Origin of the sequence: Flavobacterium azizsancarii, assembly GCF_027980145.1 — a bacterium.
GTDB lineage: Bacteria > Bacteroidota > Bacteroidia > Flavobacteriales > Flavobacteriaceae > Flavobacterium > Flavobacterium azizsancarii.
The window spans coordinates 35,471-49,616 of sequence record NZ_JAMZNK010000023.1; the positions used below are offsets into that span (position 1 = coordinate 35,471).

11 protein-coding genes are annotated in these 14,146 nt (G+C 33.9%); 4 read left to right on the forward strand and 7 right to left on the reverse strand.

What is annotated here, in order from left to right; all coding sequences use genetic code 11:
- Window positions 1-21: 21 nt before the first annotated feature.
- Both adhP and NJT12_RS14305 read left to right on the forward strand, forming a co-directional pair.
- Window positions 22-1,041: an alcohol dehydrogenase AdhP gene (adhP, locus tag NJT12_RS14300; protein ID WP_271336596.1), complete on the forward strand. Its 1,020-nt coding sequence runs from the start codon at window positions 22-24 to the stop codon at window positions 1,039-1,041.
- Between the two features lie 66 nt (window positions 1,042-1,107).
- Window positions 1,108-1,482, forward strand: coding sequence for a DUF779 domain-containing protein (locus tag NJT12_RS14305; RefSeq protein ID WP_271336597.1), 375 nt, complete (start codon window positions 1,108-1,110; stop codon window positions 1,480-1,482).
- A 294-nt stretch (window positions 1,483-1,776) separates the two neighbouring features.
- Here NJT12_RS14305 and NJT12_RS14310 read toward each other — a convergent pair whose 3' ends face one another.
- The 6 genes from NJT12_RS14310 to recG form a co-directional block, all read right to left on the reverse strand.
- Entirely contained in the window at window positions 1,777-2,700 is a 924-nt protein-coding gene (locus NJT12_RS14310) for an AraC family transcriptional regulator (protein ID WP_271336598.1), read from the reverse strand.
- 72 nt (window positions 2,701-2,772) lie between these two features.
- A complete protein-coding gene (locus NJT12_RS14315) occupies window positions 2,773-3,636 on the reverse strand; it encodes a bestrophin family protein (protein WP_271336599.1) in 864 nt (287 codons plus the stop codon).
- Between the two features lie 27 nt (window positions 3,637-3,663).
- On the reverse strand, window positions 3,664-4,974 hold the full coding sequence (locus NJT12_RS14320; RefSeq protein ID WP_271336600.1) for a TolC family protein: 1,311 nt from the start codon (window positions 4,972-4,974) through the stop codon (window positions 3,664-3,666).
- 73 nt (window positions 4,975-5,047) lie between these two features.
- On the reverse strand, window positions 5,048-8,146 hold the full coding sequence (locus tag NJT12_RS14325; RefSeq protein ID WP_271336601.1) for an efflux RND transporter permease subunit: 3,099 nt from the start codon (window positions 8,144-8,146) through the stop codon (window positions 5,048-5,050).
- A gap of 109 nt (window positions 8,147-8,255) precedes the next feature.
- A complete protein-coding gene (locus NJT12_RS14330) occupies window positions 8,256-9,317 on the reverse strand; it encodes an efflux RND transporter periplasmic adaptor subunit (RefSeq protein WP_271336602.1) in 1,062 nt (353 codons plus the stop codon).
- A gap of 416 nt (window positions 9,318-9,733) precedes the next feature.
- Complete coding sequence (recG, locus tag NJT12_RS14335) at window positions 9,734-11,842, reverse strand: ATP-dependent DNA helicase RecG (protein WP_271336603.1); 2,109 nt, start codon at window positions 11,840-11,842, stop codon at window positions 9,734-9,736.
- A gap of 326 nt (window positions 11,843-12,168) precedes the next feature.
- On the opposite strand from recG, the gene NJT12_RS14340 reads away from it, so the two are divergent.
- Together NJT12_RS14340 and NJT12_RS14345 are read left to right on the forward strand one after the other, a co-directional pair.
- Window positions 12,169-12,597 carry a hypothetical protein gene (locus tag NJT12_RS14340; protein WP_271336604.1) on the forward strand — a complete coding sequence of 143 codons (429 nt, stop codon included), beginning with the start codon at window positions 12,169-12,171 and terminating at the stop codon, window positions 12,595-12,597.
- Between the two features lie 86 nt (window positions 12,598-12,683).
- Complete coding sequence (locus tag NJT12_RS14345; RefSeq protein WP_271336605.1) at window positions 12,684-13,226, forward strand: DUF1697 domain-containing protein; 543 nt, start codon at window positions 12,684-12,686, stop codon at window positions 13,224-13,226.
- A gap of 85 nt (window positions 13,227-13,311) precedes the next feature.
- On the opposite strand, the gene NJT12_RS14350 is transcribed toward NJT12_RS14345, so the two are convergent.
- Complete coding sequence (locus NJT12_RS14350; RefSeq protein WP_271336606.1) at window positions 13,312-14,079, reverse strand: Dph6-related ATP pyrophosphatase; 768 nt, start codon at window positions 14,077-14,079, stop codon at window positions 13,312-13,314.
- Window positions 14,080-14,146: the final 67 nt, after the last annotated feature.

Genomic DNA, 14,146 nt, shown 5'->3' on the forward strand with positions numbered 1-14,146 from the left:
ATCTATATGCTACCTAAAACTATGAAAGCCGCAGTTATTAGAGAATTTGGTTCTCTTTTACAAATTGAAGAAGTCGAAGTTAAACGCCCGGGAAGAAATGAAATTCTTGTAAAAGTAATTGCAAGTGGAGTTTGTCATACTGATTTACACGCAATTGAAGGAGATTGGCCGGTTAAACCGAAAATGCCATTAATTCCGGGTCATGAAGCTGTAGGATATGTAGTTGCTTTAGGGCAGGACGTAAAAAATGTTAAAGAAGGAGATGCAGTTGGTGTGCCATGGCTTTATAGTGCATGTGGTGGTTGTGATCAATGCATAACGGGTTGGGAAACATTATGCGATACACAGCAAAATGGAGGTTATAGTGTAGATGGAGGATTTGCAGAATATGTAATTGCAGATGCAAGATATGTTGGGATTTTACCATCTAATGTGAATTTTATGGAAATGGCACCAATACTTTGCGCAGGAGTAACCGTGTACAAAGGACTTAAAGAAACCGAAGTAAAACCTGGTGAATGGGTTGCAATTTCAGGAATTGGAGGTCTTGGACATGTTGCTGTACAATACGCAAAAGCAATGGGAATGCATGTTGCAGCAATTGATGTTGCCGATGATAAACTTGATTTGGCTAAAAGACTTGGAGCAGATTTAGTAGTAAACGCAAAAAATCAAAATCCTGGAGAATTCTTAAAGAAAGAAGTCGGTGGAATGCACGGGGCATTGATTACCGCAGTTTCTCCTATTGCTTTCAAGCAAGGTCTTGAAACATTAAGAAGAAAGGGTACAATGGCACTCAACGGACTTCCTCCGGGAAATTTTGATTTATCAATTTTTGATACTGTTTTAAACAGGATTACAATTCGAGGTTCAATTGTAGGAACTCGTAAAGACATGAAAGAAGCAATTGAATTTGCTGTTGAAGGAAAAGTCAAAGCTACCGTTACGCCAGCAAAACTGGAAAATATTAACGAAGTTTTTGACAAAATGAAAAAGGGGCAAATTGAAGGACGAGTCGTTCTTGAAATTGCAAAAGCATAATTAAAATCATAAAAGTAACAAGCTTATAGTATTATAAGTTTGTTACTTTTTTAAATTATTAGAATCATGATAAAAAGACTTGACGCCACACAAAAAGCTATTGATTTAATAAAAGTTCTAAAAGAAAAACACGGTAATTTAATGTTTTACCAGGCTGGAGGCTGTTGTGAAGGTACACAACCACAATGTTTTGAAAAAGGCGGATATTATCAGCGTATGGGAGATGTTTGTATAGGAACTATTGAAGATACTGAATTTTGGGTCGACAAGGATTTATTCGAATATTGGAAACATGCGCATTTTACATTAACGGTAATAGACGCTTTTGGAGTAGGGGGCTTTTCACTGGAAACTCCTTTAAAAAAAACATTTCAAATTGAATATCGAATTTTTACTGAAGAAGAAGAGAAAGATCTTGAACCGGTTAAGTTTATTGATTAAAGAGCAGTTCAAAGAAACGGAGTTGTAAATTAATAAAGTTTTTTTGTCCATTATATTCACTAAAAAATGATAAAAAATAACATTTAAATCGTTTCGAAAAATGAGTTATTTCTATTATGTTCAAACCCGACAGGTTTTTAAAACCTGTCGGGTTTACTATGTGTAACGGTTAGTAAAGCTTCTATGAGAATCTAAAAAGGACTCCAATTTATTACCAAAGGCAAAATGCCATAATCGACTGCGAGAAACCTTTGACACTTGGCAGTTCTGGATCCTTGTGCCTTTTAAAGAAAATTAATTAACATACAGTAATTGATATTGCTTAGGAGTAATTCCCTCGTGTTTTTTAAACAACCTGATAAAATAATTTGCGTCTTCAAAACCGGATAAGTAGCAAACTTCATTTATTTGAATTGCAGGGTTTCGAAGTAATTTTTTAGCTTGTTTTATTTTTTCATTCAAAATATACTCAATCGGACTCATGCCTAACTCTCGTTTAAAGAACCGATAGAAAGATGCTGTGCTCATACAAGCTTTGTCACTCAGGTTTTTAAGGTTTATATTTTCTTTTAAATTGAGTTTAATAAATTCAGTTACTTCAAAAATCGGATTGTTGGATTGAATTGCAATTCCATCATCAATCGATTTTATCGTTTGTGTTTGTATAATTCGGATTAGTAATTCCTGCAAAGTCAAGTCAGCAAGAGCGTCTTTGGTAATAGAAGTTCCCATGCATTCCTTAATCAGTTTATTGATTGTTGAAGCAAGATCTACATTATTGTAAAAGAAATAGTTTTGATAATTTAATTGCCAATAAGCATCAGCACCTTCTTTTGGATAACGCTCGTTTAGAAAGTTTAATGTCTCTGTTATTTTAGGTTTGTCTATTGCTAATGCAAGGCATTGGGTGGGATTTTCTCTGGAAGCTTCAGGAAAATCAATTTTCATTTCTACGTTCGACGGAATAACCACTGTTTCGCCTGGCAGATAATCAAATCCGGGTTCATCAAAAAGATGCATTACTTTTTTACCTCTTAACATACTGGTTACCACAAAATCATTGAATTTTAAAGGAACCAGGTTCGAAGATTCGTAGGTTTCGAAAATATTTAGTTCACAATGGTTTAGTGTATAAACGGTCCTGTTTTCGATAAGAGTTTTTAATGATTTTTTATTTGATAATTGCGGAGGATTGATTAAAGCACGTTGGTTATTCATTGTGATTAAATTTTAAGTAAAGACTTTAAATTTAATAAAAATTTTAATAGAAAACTTACATTTAACGTTTAATTAAATGAGTTCTTCAACATGTTTTTTTATGTTTTCTGCAATTTTTTTGGTAGGCAAATCATTTTCATCGTCACCAAAAGGATCTTCAATTTCTTCAGCGATAAGCTCTAAACTAGCCAATACATAAAAAATGAAAACAACGACCGGAGCAACAAAATAACCCAGACTAATAGAATAACCAAAAGGTAATGTCATGGTGTAAAAGAAAATGAATTTTTTTATAAAAGCGCTGTAAGAATAGGGGATAGGAGTGTTTTTTATTCTCTCGCACGCTCCGCAGATATCAGTAAAAGATTGTAATTCTTCATTTAAAATAATAAGTTGATCCCCTGTGATTTTTTTAGCATCATATAAATCGTTGATCTTATGAAACATCATTCTTTTTACCTGATTCGGTTTATGTTTATGATGATCAATTTCAAGATCTACATCTTCAAAAAGTTGTTTGCTCGTTTCAGAATCATGCAAATGTTTGTGTAAAATTGAAGCATAAGTGGGAATGAATTTTCTGAAAAACTTTCGATCGTTTTCATCTTTAAGCATTGCCGAAAGTTTGATAGCCAGATTACGGCTATTATTCACGAGACCTCCCCATAATTTCCGACCTTCCCACCAACGATCATACGCTGTATTGGTTCTGAAAACAAGCAATAACGAAATTACAAATCCTAACATTCCGTGCATAATTGGAATGTTGTGGATGTAATCGTTTTTACCAAATTTAAAATACGCGATTTCAAGATATCCGATAATACAGGAATAAATTCCGATAGCGATCATAATCGGAAACAGCTTTCTTACGGTATCTGATTTATGAACATGGAATATAAAAGTAAACCAATCTTTTGTATTATATGAGATCATTGATGTTTGTTTTGAAACAAATTTACTTTAAAAATTAATATTTCCAGCCAATTCTTTTAAGGCAATTTCGGATAGTTTCGCTTCATATTGTGCATTACTGTAACGTACTTTTGCGTTAACATAATTTAATTGAGCTGTTCTGAAATCCAGAGTTGTAATGGTTCCAATTCTAAATTTGTCCAGCGTGATGTCTAAATTTTGTTTTGCAATTGCTTCGTTATCTTCTTCAAGACCAATTAATTCCAGATTGGTCAAGTACGTTTGAAAAGCAGTGCTTAATTGTGTATTTAGAATCATATTTTGCTGCTCAATCGCAATTTGAGAATTTTCGATTTCCAGTTTTGCTACCTTTTCATTTCGGTGTTGGTTAAAACCATCAAATATATTCAGAGTAGCGTTAAAACCATAATTAAAACCTTTTGACGAAGCTTCACTTGTAAAACCTAAACTAGATTGCGTTTCAGAAAAATTGTAACCGGATGTTAAGTTTACTATCGGATATCGATTTGCTTTTACCTGTTTTAGCTGTAATTCGGCAATTCTTTTGTTGATGATTTGCGATTCTAAAGCCGGGTTCTGTTTCCGTGCTAATTCCATTAAATCAATCAAAACCAATTTATTATCAACTTTTACCAAATCAGTTACAGTAAAGTTAATTTTAGGGTCACGGGCTAAATATTGATTCAGTAATATTTTGGCATTCGCATAAGATTCCTTTTGTCTTAACAAGGCTACCTGATCTGAATTTAAATCTACCTGAGCATTTAATACCTCAAGTTTCGATGCTTTTCCAATGCTGAAACGATTCTTGGCTAATGTTAATCTTTGTTTTGAGATTACAATTGTAGTATCTAAAGCAGATAATTGCTGTTGTTGCTGTACTAAATCATAATAAGCCGAGTTTACCTGACCAATTTTCATTAAAATGGTTCTTTTTAATTCCGCATCGCCTAATTTTTGCAACTCTTTTAACTGGTCTAATCTGGCAAACATTTTCATACCGTCAAAAACAGTCCATCCTAAACTTACACCATAATTTAAACTATTGTTTTTAGCATTGTTTAAGGATGTCGAAGTTCCATCCTGACGTGTTTGTGATGAATTTGTGACACTGTTATTGTCTGTAACAGATGCTGTAGCTGTTGGTAGCATACCTGCGTTTCCAACAGTTACATTGGTTTCTGTGATTTTCGTATTGTTTTTGGCGATCTTAATTTCAAAATTATTTTCCAAAGCTATTTTCATAGCGTCTTCAATAGTCAGGACATCCTGAGCGCTGCTTTTTGCTATGCAAAACAAAAATAAAACGATACTTATTAATGTTGTTTTAGTTTTCATGTGATGAATTGTTGGCTGCGAATTAAGCTTTAAGACGAAATTCGCTGTCTATATTTTTTCAAATTTTTAATATCTATTTAATGCTCTCTCTTTCATATTCTTCGATATGATCAAACTCAGGATAATGTTTTCGGGCTTTAGACCACATTAAGTAAATCGCCGGAATTACAAAAAGGGTCAATGCCAATGAGAAAATAGTTCCTCCAACAATAACAACTCCCATTCCGATTCTACTTGTAGACGCTGCCCCAAGAGACATTGCAATAGGTAATGCTCCTAAGGCAATTGCTAAACTGGTCATCAAAATTGGACGTAAACGCGCTTCTGATGCTTCAAGAATTGCTTCGAGTTTTGGTTTTCCCTGTTCTCGTAACTGATTTGCAAATTCTACAATCAAAATACCATTCTTGGTCACCAAACCAATAAGCATTACGGTACCAATCTGACTGAATATATTCCAGGTTTGATTGAACAGCCATAAGGAAAATAAAGCTCCTGCAACTGCCATTGGTACTGTAAGGATGATAATTAAGGGATCAATGAAACTTTCAAATTGTGCCGCCAAAATCAAAAATATTAATAATAACGCTAATCCAAAAGCAAAAGAAGTGTTAGAGCTGCTTTCGACAAAATCTCTTGATTCTCCACTTAAATCTGTTGTAAAACTTTCGTCCAGCACTTTTGCTTTTATTTTATCCATTTCCTTAATACCATCGCTTATACTTTTTCCCGGTGCCAAACCTGCTGAAACAGTTGCTGACATATAGCGGTTGTTGTGATACAATTGCGGTGGATTACTTTGTTCTTCCACATTTACAACATTATCCATCTGGATTAGTTCTCCTTTTTTATTCTTAACAAACATCGAAGTTAAATCCAAAGGTTTAGAGCGGTCTTTTTGATCAAATTGACCAATAACCTGATATTGTTTTCCGTTTTTAATGAAATAACCAAAACGTTGTCCGCTTAATGAAAGTTGCAAAGTCTGAGCGATATCAATAATTGAGATTCCTAGGCTTTCTGCTTTTTCACGATCGATGCTCACATTGATTTCAGGTTTATTAAATTTAAGGTTAACATCAGTGACAGAGAAAACATCACTTTTGCCCACTTCATCCATAAAAACAGGAATCTTCTCTCTTAATTTTTCAAAATTAGGAGCCTGGATTATATATTGAATCGGTAAACCTCCACGTCTGTTAACGGCAATTGTAGGTTGCTGAATAACCGATGTTTTAGCATCCGGATATCTCTTGGTCATTTTTGTTAACTGATCTGCGATTTCTTTTTGAGACCTGTTTCTTTCGTCCGGTTCTTTTAGCGACAACCTGACAAAACCGCTATTCGTTGACGAAGATCCGTAACCAGGCGAAGTAATTACCAAACTTACTTTTTTCTCAGGAATCGAATCATCTACCAATTTAGAGATTTCCTGCATAAAACGATCCGTATATTCGTATGATGAACCTTCAGGAGTTGTCATTCGCATGGTAACAGAACTACGGTCATCATAAGGAGCAGTTTCTTTTGGGAGTATTGTAAAGAATAAATAAATGATTCCAAAACAAGCAATAAGAATAGGGAAGGAGATCCATTTTTTTTCCATGAATTTACTTAATGCACTTGCGTAACCACTATTTAATTTTTCGAAAAATGGTTCAGTTCTAACATAGAATTTTGATTTTTTCTGTTCTCCGCCTTTCATTAAATAAGCATTTAGCATTGGCGTCAAAGTCAGGGATACAAAGGCAGAAATTAATACCGCGGCACCAATAACGACTCCAAATTCCCGAAAGAGTCGACCTACGAAACCTTCCAGAAAAATTACAGGCAAAAATACTGCAGCAAGCGTTACCGAAATAGAAATTACAGCATAGAAAATTTCGTTAGAGCCTTTGATTGCAGCTTCAATTGGCGACATTCCTTCTTCGACTTTTTTGAAGATGTTTTCAGTAACAACGATTCCATCATCAACAACAAGACCCGTTGCCAAAACAATAGCCAATAAAGTCAATACGTTGATTGAAAACCCAAAAAGCCACATGATAAAAAAGGTAGCAATCAAGGAAACCGGAATATCAATCAATGGCCTGAAAGCAATTGCCCAGTCTCTAAAAAACAAGTAAATAATAATGATTACCAAAATAATCGAAATTCCTAAAGTCTCTGCAACTTCAAGTACAGATTTCTTTACGAAAATAGTATTATCAAGCGCAATATTTAGTTTAATATCTTTTGGAAGATCTTTTTTTAAGGCGTCATATTTTTTGTAGAATTCAGATGAAATATCAAGATAGTTGGCTCCCGGCATTGGCACAATAGCCAGACCAATCATAGGTAGTCCGGATTGACTTAATTTTGTTTCGATATTTTCAGGACCTAATTCTGCACCTCCAATATCGCTTAAACGAACAATTTTGTCTCCGTCCGTACGGATAATAATATTGTTGAACTCTTCCGGTTTAGAAAGATTACCAACCGTTTTTACCGTTAGCTCCGTATTATTTCCGGTTAGTTTTCCTGAAGGCAATTCGACATTTTGCGCGTTTAATGCATTACGGACTTCGGCTACAGTACAGCCATAAGCAGTTAATTTTACAGGATCAATCCACAAACGCATTGCATAACGTTTTTGTCCCCAAATTTGCACACCGCTTACACCGGGAATAGTTTCTAATCGTTGCGAAATGACATTTTCGGCGTAATCACTTAATTCTAATGCACTTCTGGTATCACTTTGAACCGTCATTGAAATGATTGCATCACTGTCAGCATCAGCTTTTGATACGACCGGCGGAGCATCTATATCCTGCGGTAAACTCCTGATCGCTTGCGAAACTTTATCACGAACATCATTTGCAGCTTCTTCCAGGTTTTTATCCAGATTAAATTCGATAGTTATATTGCTGCTTCCCTGATTACTCGATGATGTAATATTTCGGATTCCGTCGATAGCATTTACAGCCTTTTCGAGAGGTTCAGTAATTTGCGATTCGATAATGTCAGAATTGGCTCCTGTATAATTGGTTCTAATAGAAACCTGTGCGGGGTCAATTGAAGGAAATTCCCTGACACCCAAAAAAGTATAACCAATGAAACCGAATAAAATAATCAAAAGATTCAGTACAATAGTTAAAACAGGTCTTTTTATACTTGTTGTTGATAAACTCATTATGAAGTAATATTTTAGATTTTAGAGTTGAGATTTTAGAATAAAGAAAATAGAGTACAGATTATAGATTTAAAATTTAAACTCATAATTCATAACTTATAACTCAAAACTATTCTTTGACTTTAACTTTTATAGGTGCATCATTTTTTAAGGACATAACACCACTAGTAATCACTGTATCTCCGGCTTTTAATCCTGATAAAATCAAAATAGAAGCATCTGTTCTCGTAGTGGCATCTACCATAACTTCTTTGGCTTTGCCCATATTAGCAATGTATACTTTTTTACCGTTTTGCACTGGTACTATTGCTTCTGTAGGAACAACAATTGCATCTTTAATAATATTTAAAGGTAATTTGACATCAGCGAATGTTCCCGGAAAAAGCTTTCCGTCAATATTGTCAGCAATGGCACGAATTTGCAAAGTACGTGTTGCAACTGCTACTTCTGGTTCGATGGCATAAATCTTTGCAGTATAAACTTTATCTGAACCGGAAACCTTAAACTCAATTGATGATCCGGTTTTTACTTGTGAAGCGTATTTTTCAGGTATAGAAAATGTAATTTTTAATTTTCCGGTATTAACTAATTTGGCAACTAAAATTGTTGGCGTAATATAGGTACCCGGAGAAATAGAGCGCAAACCAATTTTTCCTGAAAAAGGAGCCTTTACAGAAGTTTTGGCAATTTGAGCCCTGATTAATTGACTTTGCGCTTGTGCTGATGCGTGATCTGCTCTTGCTACATCAAGTTCTTCCTGACTAATCGCTTCCTTTTGAAGTAATAATTTGGCTCTTCTTTCGTTTTCTGCAGCCAAACCTTCTCTGGTTACAGCCTGTCTTAATTGTGCTTTAAGTTCAAGATCATTAACCTTAAAAAGGACCTGACCTTTATTGACATTACTGCCTTCATTAAAGTAAATTCCTTCGACTATTCCAGAAACTTCGCTATGAATTTCTATCTGCTCGTTAGCCTCAATAGACCCTGAAAGTGATAAGTTATTATCGAAAGTAGCTGTTTTAACAACTATTCCGGTTACCGAAGTAGGTTTGTCTTTGTCTCCAAAATTTTTAGACTCTTCGTTTTTCTTTTTGTTAGAAACTATTCTGTAGGTTATAAATCCTCCGATGCATATAATCAGTAAGGCGTAAACAAGGTTTTTTACTTTCATAAAATTGAGTAAATGTTTTTTTTGGGTGTGTTTTTAGTAAGCTTGCAAATTTAACTTTTTGAAACGAAAACGAAAGATGTTAGGTTTTATTTAACACTTGATTAATGTTAATTTTAAATGTCTTTTAACAGCTATTTATGTTAAGTTTTTGTAATTGGACATAGTTTTTAGGAAAAGGTTTAAAATGAATTCGATTTATTTTGGAAATAATTAGAGAATCAGATTCAAATTGAAAACTATCAAACTTTTTATGTGTTTTTACCTATGTTTTTTTACTGCAATGAAGTGTCTTTTTTAAGCTTTGTAGTTACTAAGTCGTTAGGTTTTTGAGTTTGTGATTCTAAATCCTGAAATGGTGCACTTTGCTGAAATAAGATTTTAGTATTTAATCTTTTTTTATTTAGAACCTTTGTAGCTTAACTAATATAATTCCAGATGTTTTTCTTTTTTGTCAATTCAATAAAAATAGCTTTCAGTATAGCATGTTCCGGTTTTTGTAATGGCGCATCTTCTTTAAGAATTTTCAAGGCGTAGTTTCGGGCAAGACCCAAAATGTCCCGGTCACGAACAATATCCGCAATTTGAAGGTTTAAAACACCACTTTGTTGCGTTCCCATTAAGTCACCCGGACCCCGGAGTTTAAGATCGACTTCGGCAATTTCGAAACCATCATTCGTCTGAACCATAGTATCCATTCGGGTTTTACTGTCAGAACTTAATTTATAGCTCGTCATTAAAATACAATAACTTTGTTCAGCTCCACGGCCAACACGGCCACGTAACTGATGCAATTGTGATAACCCGAAACGTTCTGCACTTTCGATAATCATAACACTTGCATTAGGTACATTTACCCCAACTTCTATTACGGTTGTGGCGACCATTATGTTCGTTTTACCTTCAGAAAAGCGTTTCATTTCAGCATCTTTATCTGCCGGTTTCATTTTTCCGTGCAATATCGAAATTGAATATTGAGGTAACGGAAAATCACGCGAAATACTTTCGTAACCGTCCATTAGATCCTTAAAATCCATTTTTTCAGATTCCTGGATCAAAGGATAAACGATATATATTTGTCTTCCCAGAGCAATTTCGTCTCTTAAGAATTTCCATACTTTAAGGCGGTTACTGTCAAATCTGTGTACAGTTTGAATTGGTTTTCTGCCGGGAGGTAATTCATCAATGACCGAAATATCTAAATCCCCGTACAAACTCATAGCTAATGTCCTTGGAATTGGAGTAGCTGTCATCACGAGAACATGTGGCGGAATCTCGTTCTTTTTCCACAGTTTTGATCTCTGTTCAACTCCAAAACGATGTTGCTCATCAATTACAGCCAACCCAAGGTTTTGAAACTTTACCTTATCCTCCAGTAAAGCATGCGTGCCAATTAAAATATGCAGACTTCCGTTTTCAAGTTCTTCATGGATGATTCTTCGGGCTGCAATTTTAGTCGAGCCTGTAAGGATTTTTATATTGATGTTTAATGTATTGGCCAGTTCTGATAATCCTATAAAATGCTGATTTGCCAGGATTTCTGTTGGGGCCATCAGGCAAGCCTGAAAACCATTGTCAATTGCCAGAAGCATGCTTAAAAAAGCAACAATAGTTTTTCCGGAACCCACGTCACCTTGCAATAATCGGTTCATTTGGGCATTACTTCCCATGTCTGAACGGATTTCTTTAACTACTCTTTTTTGCGCATTTGTAAGCTGAAAAGGCAGATGATTCTGGTAAAATTCATTAAAAAATTCACCCACTTTTGTAAATGGATGTCCTTTTATTTTATGTTTCCTAATCAGATTTTTAGTAATTAATTGCAATTGAATAAAGAACAATTCTTCAAATTTTAATCTAAATTGTGCTTTTGCCAAAGCTTCAGTACTTTTAGGAAAATGTATATTGAATAAAGCGGCTCTCTTTGAAATCAGCTTTAACTCTTCGACTAAATAAGGCGGAAAAGTTTCTGTAAACAAAGCCTGTGTTTCAATAAACAATTGCTCCATCATTTTATTGATAGTGCGGTTTGAAATACCTCTGTTGGTCAGGGTTTCAGTCGAAGGATAAACAGCTTGCATGGCTGAACGAAGACTTTTTTCATGCTCGCTTAGCAATTCAATTTCCGGATGCGCCATACTAAACTGACTTCCGTAGAGAGAACATTTTCCAAAAATTACGCAAACTTCATTTAGTTTCAAACTTTCACGTATCCATTTATGTCCCTGAAACCAATTCAGGTCTATTTGTCCTGTATCATCCACGAAAGTGGCCACCAGACGCTTTTTGTTTTTAGCAAACTCAACAGTTTTGACATTGATGATTTTACCTATAATCTGAACTTCAGCACCTGTATTTTGAAGTTCATTAATTTTGTAATAACGGGTTCTGTCAATATATCTATTCGGAAAAAAATTAACTAAATCTCGATATTTATGAATACCCAGTTCCTTACGAAGCAATTGGCCACGATTGGGACCAACACCTTTTAAGTATTCAATTGGGGTTTCAAGGAGATTATTAAACATTAATTTATTTTAGATTATTGATTTAAGAATATGGAAAAAAGATTTTGATCTGTTTTCTATGCTCTATTTTCTATTCTCTTTTAGTAAGCGAAGATAGATTTTAATTAGGAAATTTAAAAGTGTTATCAGATCTCAAAAATAAAAATCTGAAAATTATAATGATGATTTTTTAGTCTTATTGTAGTTTTTGATTTAATCGAAAAGCCTTTAGTAATAAGGTACAAAAAAATTTAATAATATATAAGCATTATTTTTTTATTAAACGAAGCAACCATTTAACACAATAAGAATCTATTAAATATACAAAGTCTTAAAAACTAAAATAAATGAAAAAAATAGGGATTGCAGTCATTCTAATGTTAATTTTCATTTCTTGTTCAAATGAAAAAGCAAAATCACCAAAGGTATCTGATTATCATGGAAAATGGGAACTAATTGAAGTGACAGGTTTTAGACCGGCCAATATTATCTTTGATAAGTTAGGCTGGCAGGAATCTTATGTTTTTAATACTGATGAAACATTCACAAAGACAAGAACAAAAGACAACAAAACAACTACTGCCACAGGTAAATTTGCAGTTAAAAAGCTCGATAATGAAACACATTTTGAATTAACTTATGAAGAAAACAATGATATTATAGGGACTTGCACTGGAAATTTAATCGAGGATCTTTCTATTAATAAAGAAGGATTACTGGTAAATTCATGGCAAATGTGCGACGGCCCGGGATTGATATATAAAAAGTCGAAATAAAAAGCTGTAAGTTTGCAGGGATATAAAAGAGTATTTAATTTTAAGTTATTGAATGCTCTTTATTTTTTTTATTTTAATTTTTAGAAATGACAACACATTTAGCGCTTTTAAGAGGAATCAACGTTTCCGGCCACAATATGATGAAAATGGAAGCCTTGAAAACCATGTTAGAAAATATTGGTTTTCAAAATGTGCGAACCTATTTACAATCCGGAAATGTCTTTGTTGACACCGACGAAGAAAGTGCTTCGAAAGTGGGTTTTATGATCAAACAGGAAATTTTTAAGGTTTTTGGACATGAAGTTCCTACAATTGTCATTACCAAACAAGATCTGGAATTGTGTTTTAAGAATAGTCCATTTTTAAAAGAAAAAGAACTGGACATGAAAAAACTTTATGTCGCTTTTGTCTCTGTAGCTCTAAAAAGTGAAAATATAAATGACTTAAAAATCAGCCAGTTTAAACCTGATGAAGCGAGTATTGACGGAAACAGGATTTTTATTAAATACGCTGTTGGAGCAGGAAAAACAAGATTCGATCAAAAATATATTGAGAAAAAACTAAATGTTACAGCGACTATTAGAAACTGGAATACGGTTACTAATTTGTTGGCGATGTATTCTGAATGAGAAAATAAAATAGTTTTGCTGCGTATTTCATGAAGTTCGACAAATCTAGATTTGCAAAAAAAAAGTAAAATTAGCAGCATTTTTTTTAAACTATCAAATCACAATACCAAAATCCAAAATCAAAAGGATTACTTGTATTAGCATCACAAGCAGTATTAGAAGAATCTTGAATTTTAGGTTTTTCGTATTTGCGATAAACGATTTCTCCTATTTCAAATTTTATTGGTTCTGAAAAAATAGGACCGTCAAAAGTAAAGGTATGAAATTCGCCATTTTCACCACAAACATCTACATTTTTAGGTAAATCGTTTATGAATTCCTGATCGATAATTCGGCCAGCAAAACTTTTATCCAGATATTGTTCATTTACGCAAACTACAATTGTTTTAAAACCGAGTGATATAAATTCCTGAATTAAGTCTTTGGTTGGGATTTTCCAAAGAGGAAAAACACCTTCAAAACTAATTTTACCCAATTGATCTTCGCGGTATTTACGTAAATCTTCCAGAAAAATATCTCCAAAAATTGAATGTGTAATTCCTTGATTTTTAAGCTCTATTAAAGTTTCGGTCAGTACGTTCTCATAAACTTCCATCGTGGGCATTTCCGGAATCTGCAAAATCTTTAATGGCAATCCGATACTTTTTGCTTGCGCTTCAAGTAATTCAATACGAACACCATGCATAGAAATTCGTTGAAATTCCTGATTGACACTCGTTAATAAATATTCGATTTTATAATCAGGATCCTGTATTATTTTATATAAAGCCAAAGCAGAATCTTTTCCGCTGCTCCAGTTAAATAAGGCTTTTTTTGGTGTTGACACTTCGTAATAATTTTCTATTGTAAACATACAAATTTCATTCGATTTGTTAGCGAAACCTTTGTAACTTTGGGATTTTGCCTTCAAATTCATTTCA